The organism is Ramlibacter alkalitolerans, from assembly GCF_016722765.1.
Taxonomy (GTDB): domain Bacteria; phylum Pseudomonadota; class Gammaproteobacteria; order Burkholderiales; family Burkholderiaceae_C; genus Ramlibacter; species Ramlibacter alkalitolerans.
The window spans coordinates 109,063-125,970 of sequence record NZ_JAEQND010000007.1 but is presented as its reverse complement, the minus strand read 5'-3'; the positions used below and the strand labels follow the sequence as shown (position 1 = coordinate 125,970).

Below are 16,908 nucleotides of genomic sequence, written 5' to 3'. Positions count from 1 at the left end.
GGATCAGGCCTGATCATCCCGAAAAGCCGAGTTGAAGTAAATGCGAGAGGCTGACGTGAACGCCGGACGTTGGTAGGAAGTCACGGGGGCCTGCGAATGATGCTGCATCCGCGGCATGACTTGCAACGACCGTGCTCCATTCCGAAGGTGCAACGACCCGCGGATCAGGAGACTGGTCGGGGTGAGAGGATTCGAACCTCCGGCCTCTACGTCCCGAACGTAGCGCTCTACCAGGCTAAGCTACACCCCGATTTCCGTGCCGCGACGCGTGCTGAATTCCTTCAGTAGCGCCGCACGAGCAGCGAAGCCGCCAATTGTACCAAAGCCTGAGCATGGTCATTGTGCGGGAGCTGAAGCGCTGCTGACATGGCGCGTTGCGCTTCCGCCGCGGCCGCCTCGTGCGCCACTTCCAGGGCCCCGGTTTCGCGCACGATGGCCATGATGTGATCGAGTTCCTCGAGGCCGCCGGTCTCCACGGCGTGGCGGATCAGGTCCCGCTGGGCGGCGCTGCCGCGGCGCATGGCGGCGATGAGGGGCAGCGTCACCTTGCCTTCGCGCAGGTCGTCGCCGAGGTTCTTGCCCATTTCGGCGGTGGCACCCGTGTAATCGAGCACGTCGTCGATCACCTGGAAGGCGGTGCCCAGCGCCTGGCCGTAGTCGGCGCAGGCCTGTTCCACCTGCGGGGTGGCCCGCGCCAGCACGGCGCCCAGGCGCGCGCTCGCCTCGAACAGCTTGGCGGTCTTGGAGCGGATCACCTGCACGTAGGCCGGCTCGTCGAGCTCGGGGTCGTGCATGTTCATCAGCTGCATCACCTCGCCCTCGGCGATCACGTTGGTCGCGTCGGCCAGGATCTCCATCACGCGGATGTCGTGGGCGTCCAGCATCATCTGGAAGGCGCGCGAATAGAGGAAGTCGCCCACCAGGACGCTCGCGGGGTTGCCGAAGCTCTCGTTGGCGGTGGCGCGGCCGCGACGCAGGGTGGATTCGTCGACCACGTCGTCGTGCAGCAGCGTGGCAGTGTGGATGAACTCCACCACGGCCGCGAGGTTGAAGCGCTGCTCGCCGCGGTAGCCCAGGGCGCCGCACACCATCAGCAGGAGCGCGGGGCGCAGGCGCTTGCCGCCGGAGGAGATGATGTAGTGCGACACCTGGCCGACCAGGGGGACGCCGGAGTCCAGGCGGCGGGCGATCACTGCGTCCACCTCGCGCATGTCGTCGGCGATCAGGGACAGGACGGTGGCGGAGGTGGGGGAAGAATCGGTCAAGGGAAAACCCGAAGAGTTGCCGGGATTATAAGAAGGGGGTTCCTGCCTCCTCCCGCGCATCGGCGGCCATCTTGTGAGCGCCCGCCAACTACGCTATAATCGAGGGCTTTTCCGGAGCTGGTTCCGGGAAGACTGGAGGGCCTTTGCGGGCCCAATTCGAGGCCTCCCACGAGGCCGTTCCTAAAGAGGTCATCCATGTACGCGGTCATAAAAACCGGAGGCAAGCAGTATCGTGTTGCTTCCGGCGACAAGATCAAGGTAGAACAGATTGCTGCGGACATCGGCCAGGAAATCACCATCGACCAGGTTCTCGCAGTCGGCAACGGCGGCGACCTGAAGATCGGGGTGCCCCTGGTATCCGGTGCCACGGTGAAGGCCACGGTCGTGGCGCACGGCAAGCACGACAAGGTGCGCATCTTCAAGATGCGTCGTCGCAAGCACTACCAGAAGCACCAGGGTCATCGCCAGCAGTACACCGAACTGCAGATCGGCGACATCGCCGGCGCTTGAGGAGCAGGACAAATGGCACAGAAAAAAGGCGGCGGCTCTACGCGAAACGGGCGCGATTCCCAGCCGAAGATGCTGGGGGTCAAGGCCTTCGGCGGTGAACTGATCACCGCCGGTTCCATCATCGTGCGCCAGCGCGGCACCAAGTTCCACCCCGGCACCAACGTCGGCGTGGGCCGTGACCACACGCTGTTCGCCCTGGTGGACGGCAACGTCAAGTTCGAGACCAAGGGCGCGCTGAACAAGCACCAGGTCAGCGTCATCCCGCTGGCGGCCTGAGTTCGCTCCGTTCCGCCAGGTCTGGAATAGCCCCGGAATCGCGGGGCCCAAGCAAGGCCCCGACAAGTCGGGGCCTTGTGCTTTGCAGAGGACCGAGACATGAAGTTTGTTGACGAGGCATTCATCGACATCGCCGCCGGCGATGGCGGCAACGGCTGCGTCTCGTTCCGCCACGAGAAGTACAAGGAGTTCGGCGGCCCGAACGGGGGCGACGGCGGCCGCGGCGGCCACGTGTGGGCGGTGGCGGACCCGAACCTCAACACCCTGGTGGACTACCGCTTCTCGCGCCGCCACGAGGCCGGGCGCGGCGAGCACGGCATGGGCTCCGACATGTTCGGCGCCATGGGCAACGACATCGTGCTGAAGATGCCGGTGGGCACCATCATCACCGACGCCGAGACCGGCGAGGTCCTGTACGAACTGCTGCAGCCGGGCGAGAAGATCATGATCGCCAAGGGCGGCGACGGCGGCTTCGGCAACATGCGCTTCAAGAGCTCGATCAACCGGGCGCCGCGCCAGAAGACGCCCGGCTGGCCCGGCGAGAAGAAGAACCTGAAGCTCGAACTGAAGGTGCTGGCCGACGTCGGCCTGCTCGGCATGCCCAATGCCGGCAAGTCGACGCTGATCGCGGCGGTGTCGAACGCGCGGCCCAAGATCGCGGACTATCCCTTCACGACGCTGCACCCGAACCTCGGGGTGGTGCGGGTCGGACCCGAGCAGAGCTTCGTCGTCGCCGACGTGCCGGGGCTGATCGAGGGCGCGGCCGAAGGCGCGGGCCTGGGCCACCAGTTCCTGCGCCACCTGCAACGCACGCGCCTGCTGCTGCACGTCGTGGACATCGCGCCCTTCGACGAGGGCGTGGACCCCGTGGCGCAGGCGAAGGCGATCGTCGCGGAGCTGAAGAAGTACGACCCGGCGCTGCACGAGAAGCCGCGCTGGCTGGTGCTGAACAAGCTGGACATGGTGCCGCAGGAAGAACGTGCGGCGCGCGTGAAGGACTTCGTCAAGCGCTTCCGGTACAAGGGCCCGGTGTTCGAGATCAGTGCGCTGACGCGCGAAGGCTGCGAGCCGCTGATCAAGGCCATCTGGCAGCACATCCACGCGCTGCAGGTCGCGCAGCACGCGCCGGTGGAGGTCGACCCGCGCTTCGCCTCCGACGACAATGCGCCATCATGAATAGCAGCAGCGAACGCGACGCGACGCAGGCCTTGCGCGAAGCCAGGCGCATCGTCGTGAAGGTGGGCTCCAGCCTCGTCACCAACGAAGGCCGGGGGCTGGACGAGCGCGCCATCGGCGAATGGAGCCGCCAGCTCGCGGCGCTGGCCGCCGACGGGCGCGAAGTGATCATGGTCTCCAGCGGCGCGATCGCCGAAGGCATGAAGCGCCTGGGCTGGAAGGCGCGGCCCAGCGAGCTCAACGAACTGCAGGCGGCCGCCGCCGTCGGCCAGATGGGCCTGGCGCACATGTACGAGACCAAGCTGCGCGAGCAGGGCATGGCCTCGGCCCAGGTGCTGCTCACGCATGCGGACCTGGCGGACCGCGAGCGCTATCTCAACGCGCGCTCCACGCTCGTCACCCTGCTGTCGCTGCGGGTGGTGCCGGTGATCAACGAGAACGACACCGTCGTCAACGACGAGATCAAGTTCGGCGACAACGACACGCTCGGCGCCCTGGTGGCCAACCTGGTGGAGGCCGACCTGCTGGTGATCCTCACCGACCAGAAGGGCCTGTACAGCGCCGATCCGCGCAAGGACCCGGAGGCGCGCTTCATCGATGTCGCGCGCGCCGGCGACCCGTCGCTCGAGCAGATGGCGGGCGGCGCAGGCTCCAGCATCGGGAAGGGCGGCATGATCACCAAGGTGCTGGCCGCATCGCGCGCTGCGCGCTCCGGCGCCTCCACGGTGATCGCCTGGGGCCGCGAGCCGGACTGCCTGCTGCGCCTGGTGCGCGGCGAGGTCATCGGCACGCTGCTGGTCGCGCCGACGCAGAAGAGCCAGGCCCGCAAGCGCTGGATGGCGGACCACCTGCAATTGCGCGGCGCTGTCACCGTCGACGCCGGCGCGGTGGCCAAGCTGCGTTCGGACGGCAAGAGCCTGCTGCCGATTGGCATGACGGCGGTGGAGGGCGACTTCGCTCGCGGCGAGGTGATCGCGGTGCGCGATCCGGCCGGCCAGGAGATCGCGCGCGGGCTGGCGAACTACGCCTCGGCCGAGGCGCGCATCCTGTGCCGCAAGCCTTCGAGCGAGATCGAGAAGCTGCTCGGGTACATGGCGGAGCCGGAGATGATCCACCGGACCAATCTGGTGTTGACCCGGTGATTTCGTAGGCTGGTGGTGACCCGCGGCAGCGCGGGAACCCCAGCGCTTTCGCATCGCTGGGGTTGCGCTTCGCTCCACCGCCAGCCTCCACGGCGTGCGGCAAGCCCGAACTACCGGTTCACCCCACCCCGCTCGAACCTCCGGTCGATCGGCGCGCGCAGGTCCAGCACGATCTGCGCCGCGGTCCCGTTCGGCCCCCGGCCCATGCAGGCGCCGCTGCGTGCCACCGCCAGGCTGTGGCGCGAATTCGGCGTCGTCGTGAGCGGCTGCCAATCGCCGCCGCGGGAGGGCACCCAGCCGCTGTCCGGGTTGTGGCGCGCGTAGACCTTCACCTCGCCGCCTTCGCAGCGGATGCCTTCGTACATCGCATTGACGGCGCCGCTGGGGCTGGTGGCGACGATCACGTAGCGCACGATGCGATCGGCGCCGACGCTGACCGAAGCGGGATCGACGCCGAACTGCAGGCTGGTGCCCGGCACGTCCACCGGCACCAGCCCGCTGGTGCGCAGCGCGGGCGGCGGTGGCGCCTCGACTTCCTTCCAGTCCGGATCGGCGGGAGTGACCTGGGCCGCCACGGCCAGGCATGCGCCGGCGAGCGCCAGCGCCACGAACGTGCGTTGCATGCTTATCTCTTGGCAGGCGACGGGTAAGCCCGCCCTTGCGGATTGGGTTCGAAGGTGGCGCCCGGGGGCAGTTCCATGCCGCCGGCAGGCAGTTGCGCCGGCTGCGATTCCGGGCCCGCGTGCTCGCCATCGCGCGTGCGCATGCCGCCGCGCAGGTAGCGGTTGCGGTGATCGGTGCGTGGCAGGTAGCGCGCGAGTTCGCGCAGCGCCATCTCGTACACGCCGCGCTTGAATTCGACCACCACGTCCAGCGGCACCCAGTACTCGTTCCAGCGCCAGGCGTCGAACTCGGGATGGTTGGTGGCGCGCAGGTTCAGGTTCCAGTCCTGCCCCGTCAACTGCAGCAGGAACCAGATCTGCTTCTGGCCCTTGTAGTGGCCGCGCGCGTCGCGCCGGATGTAGCGTTCGGGTACCTCGTAGCGCAGCCAGTCGCGCGTGCGCGCGATGATGCGCACATGGTCCGGCTTCAACCCGATTTCCTCGTGCAGTTCCCGGAACATGGCCTGTTCGGGCGTCTCTCCGCGGTCGATGCCGCCTTGCGGGAACTGCCAGCTGTGCGTCCGGATGCGTTTGCCCCAGAACACCTGGTTTTTCTGGTTGAGCAGGATGATGCCGACGTTGGGCCTGAAGCCGTCCCGGTCAAGCATAATCAAACCCCAAATTCTTGAACTGAGCCCATTATGCATGGCGCCCCTGCGCGCTGGAAGGGCTCGGTCTCCCCACTTTTCCCGGTCCACGAGATGAGAGCCTCGCAGTTCCTGATTTCCACGTTGAAGGAAGCCCCCGCCGATGCGGAAGTCGCCAGCCACAAGCTGATGATGCGTGCGGGCATGATCAAGAAGCTGGGCGCCGGCATCTACACGTACATGCCCATGGGCCTGCGTGTCATCCGCAAGGTGGAGGGCATCGTGCGCGAGGAGATGAACCGCGCCGGCGCCGTCGAATGCGCGATGCCCGTGATCCAGCCGGCGGAACTGTGGCAGGAGAGCGGCCGCTTCGAGAAGATGGGCCCCGAGCTGCTGCGCATCCGCGACCGCCACGAACGCGACTTCGTCGTGCAGCCGACCTCCGAGGAAGTCGTCACCGACATCGCGCGCCAGGAGCTTCGCAGCTACAAGCAGCTGCCCAAGAACCTGTACCAGGTGCAGACCAAGTTCCGCGACGAACGCCGGCCGCGCTTCGGCCTCATGCGCGGGCGCGAATTCATCATGAAGGACGCCTACAGCTTCGACCGCGACCAGGACAGCGCGAAGAAAAGCTACGAGACCATGGCGCAGGCCTATCGCCGCATCTTCGATCGTTTCGGCCTGCGTTATCGCGCCGTCGCGGCGGACAGCGGGGCCATCGGCGGCGACCTGTCGGAGGAATTCCAGGTGATCGCGGCGACCGGGGAGGACGCGATCGTCTACTGCCCGCAAAGCGAGTACGCGGCCAACATGGAAAAGGCCGAGGCGCTGGCGCCGAGCGCACCGCGCGGGCCAGCGAAGCAGGCGATGCAGAAGGTGCCCACGCCCGGCAAGAGCACCTGCGAGGACGTCGCCGCCCTGCTGGAGGTGCCGCTCGCCAGCACGGTCAAGTCGATCGTGCTCGCGACCGACAAGCTCGACGCGCAGGGCGCGCCCGTGAGCACGCAGGTGTGGCTGCTGCTGCTGCGCGGCGACCACGACATGAACGAGATCAAGGTGGGCAAGGTGCCGGGGCTCGATGCGGGCTTCCGCTTTGCCACCGTCGCGGAGATCGAGGCGCACTTCGGCACCCGACCCGGCTACCTGGGGCCGATCGGCCTGAAGCAGCCGGTGCAGATCGTGGCCGACCGCGAGGTCGCCGTGATGGCCGACTGGATCTGCGGCGCCAACGAGGAAGGCTTCCACACCACCGGCGTGAACTGGGGCCGCGACCTGCCGGAGCCGGCGCTGGTGGCCGACATCCGCAACGTGGTCGAAGGCGACCTGTCGCCGGACGGCAAGGGCCGGCTCGCCATCGAGCGCGGCATCGAGGTGGGCCACATCTTCTACCTGGGCACCAAGTACAGCAAGGCGATGGAGGCCACCTTCCTCGACGAGGACGGCAAGCCCAAGGTGTTCGAGATGGGCTGCTACGGCATCGGCATCACGCGCCTGCCGGCGGCCGCCATCGAGCAGAACCACGACGAGCGCGGGATCATCTGGCCCGACGCGATCGCGCCTTTCACCGTGGTGGTGTGCCCGATCGGCATGGACCGCAGCGCCGACGTGAAGGCGGCGGCGCAGCAGCTGCACGACGAACTGGCGGCGGCCGGCATCGACGTGCTGCTGGACGACCGCGGCGAGCGCCCCGGCGCGATGTTCGCCGACTGGGAATTGATCGGCGTGCCGCACCGCGTGGTGATCTCCGACCGCGGCCTCAAGGAAGGCCAGCTCGAATACCAGCATCGCCGCGACGCCGCTGCCACCAAGGTGCCCGCCGGCGAGATCGCTGGCTTCGTGAAGGGGCGGCTGTCGGCGTGACGTGATGGCCACGCGCAGGACCTTCCTGAAGCCCGGGCTGGCGGCACTCGCCTGGCCCTGGCTGCCGCGCGCGGCCCATGCCGGTGCGCAGGTGGAGGAGCCGCTCGCCGATGCGGTGCGCACGGCACTCACATCGGCCATCGCGAGCAGCGCTCCGCCGGTCCTCGTGTTCGCGGACACCGAGGCGCGGCTGGCCTACCTGCGCTGGCTGGGCGCCATGAGCCACAAGCTCAAGGCGCGCAAGTCGGACTGGGACGAGCGCCGGGAATTCCTTCAGACGGTCTGGTACGAGAGCCGGCGCGCGGGCCTCGACACGGGATTGGTCCTGGGGCTGATCCAGGTCGAAAGCGCGTTCCGCAAGTTCGCGGTGAGCCCGGCCGGCGCGCGCGGCTACATGCAGGTGATGCCGTTCTGGACGCGACTGATCGGCAACGGCGATCCGTCCAGCCTGTTCCACATGCAGACCAACCTGCGCTTCGGCTGCGTGATCCTGCGGCACTACCTCGATCGCGAAGCCGGCGACCTCTACCTGGCCCTGGGCCGCTACAACGGCAGCCGCGGCCGCCCCGCCTACCCCAACGCGGTGTTCCGCTCGGCGAAGCACTGGGAGTGGACGGACCGTCCCGAAGGCCCCGCCTCGTAGGCTGGCGGTGAGCCGCGCAGCGCGCGAACCCCAGCGTTGAAGCCGGACAACCGAACGCAAAGGACGCGAAGGTTTCGCAAAAGGCGCAAAAAAGGAACATCCATCAAAGGGTGTTCTTTGCGTCCTTTGCGGAACCTTTGCGTCCTTTGCGTTCGGTTGTCCGTATCCCTACTGCACGAACCCCATCTTCGTCTTGCCCGCGTTGCACTTCGGCAGGTCCGCGGGGTCGATGCGCTCGCGGTGGGCCAGGCGGGCGTTGCCGAAGCCTGTCATCAGCGCGCGGCGCATTTCGCGCGGCGCCAGTTCGGCCAGGCAGTCCAGCACGTCGTCGGCCGGTTCCTCGTCGAAGCGGCGGCCCCAGCCGTGGTCGTCGCGGATCGCCCGGTACAGGTTGCGCGCGATCATGCGCGCCTGTTCGTGCGTGGGCGCTTCGATCTCGAACACGTTCATCCGGTTGAGGATCGGCTCGGGGATGCAGCGGTCGTCGTTGGCCGTCATGATCCAGATCACCTGGCTGGCGTCGATCGCGATCTCCGCGAATTCGTCCATGAAGGCGCCCGCGGTGTCGTGTTCCAGCAGGCCATAGAGCGCGCCCAGCGGGTCGTACTGCGCATCGGCGCTGGCCTTGTCGATCTCGTCGACCACCAGCACCGGGTTGGCGTACTGGCCATCCACCAGCGCCTCGAACACCTTGCCGGGCTTGGCGCCCTTCCACTGCGAGGAGGCGCCGGAGAGCAGCCAGCCGGCCGTCATGGAGCTCATGGGGACCAGGCTCATGCCCGTGCCCAGCAGGTCGGCGAGCTGCCGGGCGAAGTGCGTCTTGCCGATGCCGGGCGGCCCGAGCAGCAGCATGGGCGTGATCTCGATGCCGTCGCCCGAATCCTGCGCCAGCGCGACGTGGCGCTTCACGTCGTCGAGCGCGTCGCTGAAGTTGGGGAGTTGCTCGTAGAGCGCCGCCATCTCGGGGACGCCGCTGGGCTTGACGTTGAAGCGCTCGGGCCCGCGTTCGAGCATGCGTTCGTAGGTGGCGCGCAGGCTCTCGTGGTCGCGCGCCGGCAGCTTGGCCAGCTTGCGCTCCACGTCGTGCGGCCGGAACACATGGCGCAGGTTGGCGATCGGCAACTGCAGGCCGGGGGACGTTTGCGGAACCAGACTACGCGATTGCATGGCCACTCCTTCAACGACTTTGCTTGGATTCGAGCATAGGCCGTGCCAGGCGGCAATCGGGAGGGTCAGCAGGCGCACGACGATGTCAGCGGCCGTCGACAGCCGAAGCGGGACCGGCCGCCATTGGCAGCCGGTCTTTTGGAGTGCTGACGGGGGAATTCCCCCGCCGCGGGGGGCTCAGGCCGGTGAAGACCCGAGAACCTGCTGCAGCTCGCCGCTCTGGTACATCTCCATCATGATGTCCGAGCCGCCGATGAACTCGCCGCGCACATAGAGCTGCGGGATCGTCGGCCAGTTGCTGTATTCCTTGATGCCCTGGCGGATCTCGTCGTCCTCGAGGACGTTGACGGTCTTGAGCTGGTTCGGGTCGACCCCGCAGGCCTTCAGGATCTGCACGGCGCGGCCCGAGAAGCCGCACATGGGGAAGGCCGCGCTGCCTTTCATGAACAGCAGGACGTCGCTGCTCTTGACCAGTTCGGCTATGCGTTGCTGGGCGTCGCTCATGGGGTTTCTCTCCTGGATCCGGTTTGCTTGAACGCGATTATCCCAGTTCGGGCGCCTGCCCACCGGAACAGCGGATGATGCCTCCGAGGTCCTTGCGGTTGCTCAAACGGGAAAACCCGGCGCCCGCCAGCAGGGCCTCGACGGCGGCGGCCTGATCCCAGCCGTGTTCCAGCAGCAGCCAGCCGCCCGGCGCGAGGTGGCCCGGCGCCGCGGCCACGATCGCGCGCAGGTCGGTCAGCCCGTCTTCGCCGGCGACCAGGGCCGAGCGCGGCTCGTGGCGCAGCTCGCCCAGGTGCTCGTCGTGTTCGCGCACATAAGGAGGGTTGCTGACGATCAGGTCGTAGCGACCGGCGCCCGCAAGCCAGTCGCCCTGGCGGAATTGCACCGGCAGGTTCAGCCGCCGGGCGTTGGCCTGCGCCACCTCCAGCGCTTCGGCGCTGCGGTCCACCGCCTCGACCGTTGCATCGGGCCGTGCGGACTGGATCGCCAGGGCGATGGCGCCGCTGCCGGTCCCTAGATCGATCACCCGCGGGCTGCGCAGCGGGCCCAGCAGTTCGAGCGCCCACTCCACGATCGTTTCCGTGTCGGGGCGCGGCACCAGCACGCGCGCGTCCACCTGCAGGGGCAGGCCGTAGAACTCCTTCTCGCCGGTCAGGTAGGCCAGCGGTTCGCCCCCGGCGCGCCGGCGGCACAGGGCGGCGAAGGCCTCTTCGGTCGCGGCCGCGAGGACCTCGTCGTCGTGCGCCACCAGCCAGCCGCGCTCGCTGCCGGAGCGCACGAGCACGTGCAGCAGCAGCAGCTGGGCGTCGATGCGCGCCAGCCCGAGCGCCGCGGCGCGCGCGAGCGCCTCCCGCAAGGTCATGCGCGCGCCGCGCCCATGCCGACCTCCAGTTCCTCGAGCTGTTCGGCGCGGCGCGCCAGCAGCAGGGCCTGGATCACCTCGTCGAGGTCGCCCTCCATGATCGCCCCCAGCCGGTACAGCGTGAGGTTGATGCGGTGGTCGGTCATGCGGCCCTGCGGGAAGTTGTAGGTGCGGATGCGGTCGGAGCGGTCGCCGCTGCCGATCAGGCCCTTGCGGGTGGCGGCCTCCCTGGCGGCGCGCTCCGAACGCTCCTTCTCCTGGATGCGCGCGGCCAGCACCTGCAGGGCCTTGGCCTTGTTGCGGTGCTGCGAGCGGTCGTCCTGGCATTCGGCCACGATGCCCGTCGGCAGGTGCGTGATGCGCACCGCGGAATCCGTCTTGTTCACGTGCTGGCCGCCGGCGCCGGAGGCGCGGAAGGTGTCGATGCGCAGGTCCGCCGGGTTGATCTGCACCGCCGCGGCCTCGTCCGGCTCGGCCAGCGCCGCCACCGTGCAGGCGCTGGTGTGGATGCGCCCCTGGTTCTCGGTCGCCGGCACCCGCTGCACACGATGCCCGCCCGACTCGAACTTGAGCTTGCCGTGGCAGCCCTCGCCGATGACGCGCACGACCACCTCCTTGTAGCCTCCGACTTCGCCTTCGCTCTCGCTCATGAGCTCGGTGCGCCAGCCCTGGCGCTCGGCGTAGCGCGTGTACATGCGCAGCAGGTCGCCGGCGAACAGGGCGGCCTCGTCGCCGCCCGTGCCGGCGCGGATTTCCAGGAAGGTGTTGCGCGCGTCGTCCGGATCGCGCGGCAGCAGCAAGGCCTGCAGCTCGCTTTCCAGCGCCGGCAGTTCGGCCTCCAGCGTCGCGATCTCCTCGCGCGCCATCTCGGCGAACTCCGGCTCGTCCAGCATCTCGCTCGCCTGCGCGAGGTCGCGCTCGCACTGCAGGTAGCGCTCGAATTGGCCGGCGACGACCGTCACCTCGGCATGCTCGCGGGTGAGCTCGCGAAAGCGCTCCATGTCGTTCACCACTTCCGGCTGCGACAGGTAGAAGTCCAGCTCCTGCAGGCGGACCGGGAAGCGCTCGAGTTGCTGGCGGAGGAAAGGTTTCACTGGGATGACGGAATGACGGAATGACTTCGCTGCGCCTCAATGACGCCGCTGCGCGGCACGGCACGAGCCACGCCGATTGTCCTCTGTCATTTCGTCATCGATGCGCAGCAAGGTCATGCGCCCGCAGGGCGCGTCATCCGCTAGCGCTCCTTGCGCAGGAAGAAGTGCTCGATCGCCGCGCTGGCACGCTGGCGCGAGTCGGGGTCGGCGGCGCGCAATTCGGCCATGGCCCCGTGCAGCATCTTCTGCGTGAGGCCGCGCGACAGGGCCTCCAGCACGGCGTCGATGTCGTCGCCCTTGGCCAGCTGCCTGCGGGCGCGGGCGAGCTCCAGGGCGCGCCACTCGTCGGCCTGGTTGTTCAACTGCTTGATCAGCGGCACGACGTGGCGCTGGTCCATCCAGTGCACGAAGCTCTGCACGCCGGCATCGATGATCGCCTCGGCCTGGGCCACGGCGGCCTGGCGGTTGGCGTGGCCCGTCTGCACCACGTGGGCGAGGTCGTCCACGGTGTACAGGTAGACGTCCTCCAGGGCCTTCACCTCGGGCTCGATGTCGCGCGGCACGGCCAGGTCCACCATGAACATGGGGCGGTGCTTGCGGACCTTGAGCGCGCGTTCCACCGCGCCCAGGCCGATGATCGGCAACTGGCTGGCCGTGGAACTGACGATCACGTCGAATTCGTGCAGGCGCGAGGGCAGGTCGGCCAGGCGCATCACCTCGCCGCCGAAACGGGTGGCGAGCTTCTCGCCGCGCTCCAGCGTGCGGTTGGCGATCGCGATGGCCTTCGGGCTCTTGGCGGCGAAGTGGGTCGCGGCCAGCTCGATCATCTCGCCGGCGCCGACGAACAGCACCTTGACCTGGCCCAGGTCTTCGAACAGGTTGCCGGCCAGGCGCACGGCGGCGGCCGACATGCTGATGGAATGGGCGCCGATCTCGGTGGAGGTGCGGACTTCCTTGGCGACGGCAAAGGAGCGCTGGAACAGCTGGTTGAGCGTGGTGCCCAGCGCGCCAGCCTCATCGGCGACGCGCACGGCGTCCTTCAGCTGGCCGAGGATCTGCGCTTCGCCCAGCACCATCGAGTCGAGCCCGCTGGCGACGCGGAAGGCATGCCGCGCGACGCCGGCATCCTGCAGCATGTAGCTGTGCTCGCGCAGCACACCGCTTTGCACCTGGCCGGACTGCGCCAGCCATTCGACGGTGGAGTCGATCTCGTGCTGGGTGCCCGCGCAGTAGATTTCGGTGCGGTTGCAGGTGGACAGGATCGCGGCTTCCGGCTGGCGCCCCAGGCGGTTGCCGATGTCGGTGCGAAGGGAGGTCAGCGTGGGTGCGATCTGGTCGAGCGCGAACGCAAACCGCCCCCGGAGATCCACGGGGGCTGTCGTATGGTTGATGCCGAGTGCCCAGACTGCCATGCGCCGAATTATAAAATTCGATGCCTATTCAAGCACTTACCATGGGTTCCCGTCCAGTTGTTCCAGATCAATTGAGCACGTCTTGGATTTTCTCGACCTTTTCGATCACTTGCTGAGCTTTGCCGCCCCGGCCCTGGCCGTGGCCCTCCTGGTCACCCTGGTGGCGCCCCTGGTCCTGCCTCGTACCGCCAGTGGGCCCGGCTGGTGGGCGCGTTTCGCTATCAATTCCGCAGCAGGCCTGGCCGCCCTGGGCGCCGGCCTGTGGTATTTCGGCCGGGACGGCAAGGTGGCCACGTATGCGGCGCTGGTGCTGGCCGTGGCCACCGCCCAGTGGCTGGCGGCCCGGGCCTGGCACAACTGACATGCTGTTCCTGCTCTCCCCCGCCAAGACGCTGGACTACGTCTCGCCCGTCCCCGAGGTCGCCCATACCCTGCCGGCCTTTGCCGCCGACGCCGCCCACCTGATCGAGGTGCTGCGGCGGTATTCGCCGCAGCAGGTTTCCAGCCTGATGGAGATCAGCGATCCGCTCGCAGCCCTCAACGTGGCGCGCTACCAGGCCTGGTCGCCCAAGTTCACCCGGCGCAACGCGCGCCAGGCGGTGCTCGCCTTCGACGGCGACGTCTACGACGGCCTGCAGGCGCGCCGCATGGGCGTGGCCGACCTGGAATGGGCCCAGCGGCACCTGCGGATCCTGAGCGGCCTCTATGGCGTGCTGCGGCCGCTGGACTGGATGCAGGCCTACCGGCTGGAAATGGGCACCGCGCTGAAGGTCGGAACCACGGCGAACCTGTACCAGTACTGGGGCAGCCGGATCTCCGAGTCCCTGAACGAGACGCTGGCCGCCGACAAGACGCCGGTGGTGATCAACCTCGCCTCGCAGGAATATTTCAAGGCGGTCGACCGCAGGGCGCTCAAGGCGCGCGTGATCGACTGCGTGTTCGAGGAGTGGAAAGGCGGAACCTGGAAGATCATCAGCTTCTCCGCCAAGAAGGCACGCGGGCTGATGGCCCGCTACGCGATCACCCGGCGGCTGGAGACTCCGCGCAAACTGGAAGCATTCGACCTGGAAGGCTACCGCTTCGACGCCGCTGCATCGCAGCCCGAGCGGATGGTCTTCCGGCGCAGGACCCCATCATGAGCATCACGGGAAGCACGCAGCAGGTCACGCCGGAGCTGCGCAAATGGATCGTGGAGCAGGCCGAGGCCGGCCACAGCGCCGACTCGGTGCTCAAGGCGATGATCGCCTCGGGCTGGAGCGAGGACGTGGCGATCGACGCCATGGAAGAAACGCTGCGCGGCCACCTGGAAGGCAAGGCGGTGGCGCAGGGCCTGCCGCCGGCGGTGCCGGTGCCGGATCCGCCGCTGGCCGAGTCGCCGCTGTACCTCGACGCCGGGGACCGCCGGGTCGCGGTGCTGCAGACGATGGTCGCTCCGCGCGTCGTGGTGTTCGGCAGCCTGCTGTCGGACGAGGAATGCGACGCCCTGATCGCGCTGGCGACCCCGCGGCTGGCGCGCTCGCTCACCGTGGCCACCAAGACCGGCGGCGAGGAGGTGAATGCCGACCGCACCAGCAACGGGATGTTCTTCCAGCGCGGCGAGAACGAACTGGTGCGGCGCATCGAGCAGCGCATCGCGCGGCTGGTGAACTGGCCGGAGGAGAACGGCGAAGGCCTGCAGATCCTGCAGTACGGGCCGGGGGCCGAATACAAGCCGCACTACGACTACTTCGACCCGGCCGAGCCGGGCACGCCCACCATCCTGCGCCGCGGCGGCCAGCGGGTCGCCACCATCGTCATGTACCTGGGCGAACCGGCCAAGGGCGGCGGCACGGTGTTCCCGGACGTGCACCTGGAAGTCGCGCCCAAGCGCGGCAACGCCGTCTTCTTCAGCTACGAGCGGCCGCATCCGACCACGCACACCCTCCATGGAGGCGCCCCGGTGCTCGAGGGCATCAAGTGGATCGCCACCAAGTGGCTGCGCGAGCGCCGCTTTGACTGAGCGGCGATGAAGGTCGCGGCGAACGGCCTGTCCTTCGAGGTGGAAGACAGCGGGCCGGCTGGCGCGGCCAGCCCGGTGCTGCTGGTCATGGGCCTGGGCATGCAGCTGACCGCCTGGCCGCAGTCGCTGGTCGACGCGCTGGTGGCCGCGGGCCACCGGGTGATCCGCTTCGACAACCGCGACATCGGCCTGTCCACCTGGCTGGATCACCTCGGGGTGCCCAACCTGCTGTGGGAGAGCATGAAGCTGCGACTCGGCTTGCCTGTCCGCGCGCCCTATGCGTTGACCGACCTCGCGGCCGATGCCTTCGGCGTGCTGGATGCGCTGGGAGTGGCGAGCGCGCACGTGGTGGGTGCCAGCATGGGCGGCATGATCGCGCAGCGCATGGCCCTGGCCGCGCCGCAGCGCGTGCGCACGCTTGCCAGCATCATGAGCAGCAGCGGCGCGCGGGGCCTGCCGGGGCCGCAGGCACGCGTCCTCCAGGTCATGATGAGCCGCCCCAAGGACCGCAGCGAGCCCGCCGTGCTGGCGCACTACGTGCGCCTGTTCCAGGCGATCGGCAGCCCCGGCTACCCGGAACCGGAACCGGTGCTGCGCCAGCGCATCCTCGACTCCGTGCGGCGCGGCGGCTACCACCCGGCCGGCTCCGCGCGCCAGCTGGCCGCCGTCGCAGCCGACACGACCCGGGCGCAAGCCCTGCGCGAGCTGCGGGTGCCCACGCTGGTGGTGCACGGCGCCGCCGATCCGCTGGTGCCCGTCGCCTGCGGCGAAGACACCGCGCGCCGCATCCCGGGCGCCCGGCTGGTGACCGTCCCCGGCATGGGGCATGACCTTCCGCAGGGGGTGGTCGAGCGGCTGCTGCCGCCCCTGCTGGAACATCTGCGGCTAGGCTCTCCCTGATGGATTCCCCTGAAGAGTCGCAGCTGGGCAAGCCGGTCCGCTACGCCGACCAGTACGACGCCAGCCTGCTGTTCCCGATCTCCCGGGCGCCCAAGCGCGAGGAGCTGGGGCTGGCCGGTGCGCCGCCCTTCTTCGGCGCCGACCTCTGGACGGCGTTCGAGCTGAGCTGGCTGAATCCCCGCGGCAAGCCGCAGGTCGCCATCGCGCACTTCACCGTGCCGTGCGAGACGCCCAACATCATCGAAAGCAAGTCGCTCAAGCTCTACCTGGGCAGCTACAGCGGCACGCCCTTCGCATCTCCCGACGAAGTTCGCCACAGGCTGCGCACCGACCTGAGCGAGGCGGTCTGGCGCGGCGCACCAGCGCCGGCGACGATCGGCGTCAAGCTCCTGCTGCCGGAGCTGTTCGACCAGGAGCCGGTGCAGGAACTCGATGGCCTCAACCTCGACCGGCTGGACATCGAATGCACCGACTACATGCCGGCGCCGCAGTGGCTCAAGACGGTGGCCGGCGAACCGCCGGTGGAAGAAGTGCTGACCAGCAACCTGCTGAAGAGCAATTGCCTGGTGACGGGGCAGCCGGACTGGGGCAGCGTGCAGATCCGCTACACGGGCGCGCAGATCGACCAGGAGGGGCTGCTGCGCTACCTGGTGAGCTTTCGCAACCACAACGAGTTCCACGAGCAGTGCGTGGAACGGATCTTCATGGACATCTGGCGGCGCTGCAAACCTTCGCGCCTGGCCGTGTACGCGCGCTATACGCGCCGCGGCGGCCTCGACATCAACCCCTTGCGCACCAGCCACCCGCTGCAACTGCCGGCGAACACCCGCACGGCCCGGCAGTAGGCGC

19 protein-coding genes and 1 tRNA gene are annotated in these 16,908 nt (G+C 68.5%); 11 read left to right on the top strand and 9 right to left on the bottom strand.

From position 1 onward, the window contains the following. Positions 1 to 173: 173 nt before the first annotated feature. Together JI746_RS13600 and JI746_RS13595 are read right to left on the bottom strand one after the other, a co-directional pair. Positions 174 to 250: transfer RNA gene (locus tag JI746_RS13600), tRNA-Pro, on the bottom strand. A 31-nt stretch (positions 251 to 281) separates the two neighbouring features. Next, positions 282 to 1,325 carry a polyprenyl synthetase family protein gene (locus JI746_RS13595; RefSeq protein ID WP_408004099.1) on the bottom strand — a complete coding sequence of 348 codons (1,044 nt, stop codon included), beginning with the start codon at positions 1,323 to 1,325 and terminating at the stop codon, positions 282 to 284. A 135-nt stretch (positions 1,326 to 1,460) separates the two neighbouring features. Between JI746_RS13595 and rplU the strand changes: the two genes are divergently transcribed. The 4 genes from rplU (at position 1,461) to proB (ending at position 4,369) form a co-directional block, all read left to right on the top strand. Continuing rightward, positions 1,461 to 1,775: a 50S ribosomal protein L21 gene (gene rplU, locus JI746_RS13590; RefSeq protein ID WP_201690164.1), complete on the top strand. Its 315-nt coding sequence runs from the start codon at positions 1,461 to 1,463 to the stop codon at positions 1,773 to 1,775. Between the two features lie 12 nt (positions 1,776 to 1,787). Beyond that, on the top strand, positions 1,788 to 2,051 hold the full coding sequence (rpmA, locus tag JI746_RS13585) for a 50S ribosomal protein L27 (protein WP_201690163.1): 264 nt from the start codon (positions 1,788 to 1,790) through the stop codon (positions 2,049 to 2,051). A gap of 99 nt (positions 2,052 to 2,150) precedes the next feature. Then, positions 2,151 to 3,227, top strand: a complete 1,077-nt coding sequence (gene cgtA / locus JI746_RS13580) for an Obg family GTPase CgtA (RefSeq protein WP_201690162.1) — start codon at positions 2,151 to 2,153, stop codon at positions 3,225 to 3,227. Further along, on the top strand, positions 3,224 to 4,369 hold the full coding sequence (proB, locus tag JI746_RS13575; protein WP_201690160.1) for a glutamate 5-kinase: 1,146 nt from the start codon (positions 3,224 to 3,226) through the stop codon (positions 4,367 to 4,369). Before cgtA ends, proB begins: the two co-directional genes overlap by 4 nt. Before the next feature lie 110 nt (positions 4,370 to 4,479). On the opposite strand, the gene JI746_RS13570 is transcribed toward proB, so the two are convergent. Together JI746_RS13570 and JI746_RS13565 are read right to left on the bottom strand one after the other, a co-directional pair. Further along, positions 4,480 to 4,992, bottom strand: a complete 513-nt coding sequence (locus tag JI746_RS13570; RefSeq protein WP_201690158.1) for a CNP1-like family protein — start codon at positions 4,990 to 4,992, stop codon at positions 4,480 to 4,482. A gap of 2 nt (positions 4,993 to 4,994) precedes the next feature. After that, entirely contained in the window at positions 4,995 to 5,639 is a 645-nt protein-coding gene (locus JI746_RS13565) for an RNA pyrophosphohydrolase (RefSeq protein ID WP_201690156.1), read from the bottom strand. Between the two features lie 93 nt (positions 5,640 to 5,732). Here JI746_RS13565 and JI746_RS13560 point away from each other — a divergent pair, with 93 nt between their 5' ends. Further along, on the top strand, positions 5,733 to 7,478 hold the full coding sequence (locus JI746_RS13560) for a proline--tRNA ligase (protein WP_201690154.1): 1,746 nt from the start codon (positions 5,733 to 5,735) through the stop codon (positions 7,476 to 7,478). 4 nt (positions 7,479 to 7,482) lie between these two features. Continuing rightward, entirely contained in the window at positions 7,483 to 8,121 is a 639-nt protein-coding gene (locus JI746_RS13555) for a lytic transglycosylase domain-containing protein (protein ID WP_201690152.1), read from the top strand. A gap of 168 nt (positions 8,122 to 8,289) precedes the next feature. Here JI746_RS13555 and JI746_RS13550 read toward each other — a convergent pair whose 3' ends face one another. From JI746_RS13550 to hemA, 5 genes are all read right to left on the bottom strand, one after another. After that, a complete protein-coding gene (locus JI746_RS13550) occupies positions 8,290 to 9,288 on the bottom strand; it encodes an AAA family ATPase (RefSeq protein WP_201690150.1) in 999 nt (332 codons plus the stop codon). A gap of 177 nt (positions 9,289 to 9,465) precedes the next feature. Continuing rightward, the gene (gene grxD / locus JI746_RS13545) at positions 9,466 to 9,792 is read right to left on the bottom strand and encodes a Grx4 family monothiol glutaredoxin (RefSeq protein WP_201690148.1); all 327 of its coding nucleotides are present in this window, start codon (positions 9,790 to 9,792) and stop codon (positions 9,466 to 9,468) included. Positions 9,793 to 9,829: 37 nt separating this feature from the next. Continuing rightward, positions 9,830 to 10,654 carry a peptide chain release factor N(5)-glutamine methyltransferase gene (gene prmC, locus JI746_RS13540; protein WP_201690146.1) on the bottom strand — a complete coding sequence of 275 codons (825 nt, stop codon included), beginning with the start codon at positions 10,652 to 10,654 and terminating at the stop codon, positions 9,830 to 9,832. Further along, positions 10,651 to 11,748 carry a peptide chain release factor 1 gene (gene prfA, locus JI746_RS13535; protein WP_201690144.1) on the bottom strand — a complete coding sequence of 366 codons (1,098 nt, stop codon included), beginning with the start codon at positions 11,746 to 11,748 and terminating at the stop codon, positions 10,651 to 10,653. Before prfA ends, prmC begins: the two co-directional genes overlap by 4 nt. Positions 11,749 to 11,888: 140 nt before the next feature. After that, on the bottom strand, positions 11,889 to 13,160 hold the full coding sequence (hemA, locus tag JI746_RS13530; RefSeq protein ID WP_201690143.1) for a glutamyl-tRNA reductase: 1,272 nt from the start codon (positions 13,158 to 13,160) through the stop codon (positions 11,889 to 11,891). Between the two features lie 109 nt (positions 13,161 to 13,269). Here hemA and JI746_RS13525 point away from each other — a divergent pair, with 109 nt between their 5' ends. From JI746_RS13525 to queF, 5 genes are read left to right on the top strand one after another with little or no spacing between them, the layout of a single operon-like run. After that, positions 13,270 to 13,521: a hypothetical protein gene (locus tag JI746_RS13525; protein ID WP_236599824.1), complete on the top strand. Its 252-nt coding sequence runs from the start codon at positions 13,270 to 13,272 to the stop codon at positions 13,519 to 13,521. A gap of 1 nt (position 13,522) precedes the next feature. Next, a complete protein-coding gene (gene yaaA, locus JI746_RS13520; RefSeq protein ID WP_201690141.1) occupies positions 13,523 to 14,299 on the top strand; it encodes a peroxide stress protein YaaA in 777 nt (258 codons plus the stop codon). Then, complete coding sequence (locus tag JI746_RS13515) at positions 14,296 to 15,159, top strand: 2OG-Fe(II) oxygenase (RefSeq protein ID WP_201690140.1); 864 nt, start codon at positions 14,296 to 14,298, stop codon at positions 15,157 to 15,159. The genes yaaA and JI746_RS13515 overlap by 4 nt, the downstream gene beginning before the upstream one ends. A 6-nt stretch (positions 15,160 to 15,165) precedes the next feature. After that, the gene (locus tag JI746_RS13510; protein WP_201690139.1) at positions 15,166 to 16,059 is read left to right on the top strand and encodes an alpha/beta fold hydrolase; all 894 of its coding nucleotides are present in this window, start codon (positions 15,166 to 15,168) and stop codon (positions 16,057 to 16,059) included. Further along, positions 16,059 to 16,904 carry an NADPH-dependent 7-cyano-7-deazaguanine reductase QueF gene (queF, locus tag JI746_RS13505; protein ID WP_201690138.1) on the top strand — a complete coding sequence of 282 codons (846 nt, stop codon included), beginning with the start codon at positions 16,059 to 16,061 and terminating at the stop codon, positions 16,902 to 16,904. Before JI746_RS13510 ends, queF begins: the two co-directional genes overlap by 1 nt. Positions 16,905 to 16,908 lie beyond the last annotated feature (4 nt).

Excerpts from the sequence above, each read along its gene's own strand:
- JI746_RS13595 (WP_408004099.1), bottom strand. The coding sequence starts at position 1,325 with ATGCGCGGGAGGAGGCAGGAACCCCCTTCTTATAATCCCGGCAACTCT.
- hemA (WP_201690143.1), bottom strand. The coding sequence starts at position 13,160 with ATGGCAGTCTGGGCACTCGGCATCAACCATACGACAGCCCCCGTGGAT.
- cgtA (WP_201690162.1), top strand. The coding sequence starts at position 2,151 with ATGAAGTTTGTTGACGAGGCATTCATCGACATCGCCGCCGGCGATGGC.
- rpmA (WP_201690163.1), top strand. The coding sequence starts at position 1,788 with ATGGCACAGAAAAAAGGCGGCGGCTCTACGCGAAACGGGCGCGATTCC.
- proB (WP_201690160.1), top strand. The coding sequence starts at position 3,224 with ATGAATAGCAGCAGCGAACGCGACGCGACGCAGGCCTTGCGCGAAGCC.
- JI746_RS13570 (WP_201690158.1), bottom strand. The coding sequence starts at position 4,992 with ATGCAACGCACGTTCGTGGCGCTGGCGCTCGCCGGCGCATGCCTGGCC.
- yaaA (WP_201690141.1), top strand. The coding sequence starts at position 13,523 with ATGCTGTTCCTGCTCTCCCCCGCCAAGACGCTGGACTACGTCTCGCCC.
- grxD (WP_201690148.1), bottom strand. The coding sequence starts at position 9,792 with ATGAGCGACGCCCAGCAACGCATAGCCGAACTGGTCAAGAGCAGCGAC.
- JI746_RS13560 (WP_201690154.1), top strand. The coding sequence starts at position 5,733 with ATGAGAGCCTCGCAGTTCCTGATTTCCACGTTGAAGGAAGCCCCCGCC.
- JI746_RS13550 (WP_201690150.1), bottom strand. The coding sequence starts at position 9,288 with ATGCAATCGCGTAGTCTGGTTCCGCAAACGTCCCCCGGCCTGCAGTTG.
- JI746_RS13555 (WP_201690152.1), top strand. The coding sequence starts at position 7,483 with ATGGCCACGCGCAGGACCTTCCTGAAGCCCGGGCTGGCGGCACTCGCC.
- JI746_RS13565 (WP_201690156.1), bottom strand. The coding sequence starts at position 5,639 with ATGCTTGACCGGGACGGCTTCAGGCCCAACGTCGGCATCATCCTGCTC.
- queF (WP_201690138.1), top strand. The coding sequence starts at position 16,059 with ATGGATTCCCCTGAAGAGTCGCAGCTGGGCAAGCCGGTCCGCTACGCC.
- rplU (WP_201690164.1), top strand. The coding sequence starts at position 1,461 with ATGTACGCGGTCATAAAAACCGGAGGCAAGCAGTATCGTGTTGCTTCC.
- prmC (WP_201690146.1), bottom strand. The coding sequence starts at position 10,654 with ATGACCTTGCGGGAGGCGCTCGCGCGCGCCGCGGCGCTCGGGCTGGCG.
- JI746_RS13510 (WP_201690139.1), top strand. The coding sequence starts at position 15,166 with ATGAAGGTCGCGGCGAACGGCCTGTCCTTCGAGGTGGAAGACAGCGGG.
- JI746_RS13515 (WP_201690140.1), top strand. The coding sequence starts at position 14,296 with ATGAGCATCACGGGAAGCACGCAGCAGGTCACGCCGGAGCTGCGCAAA.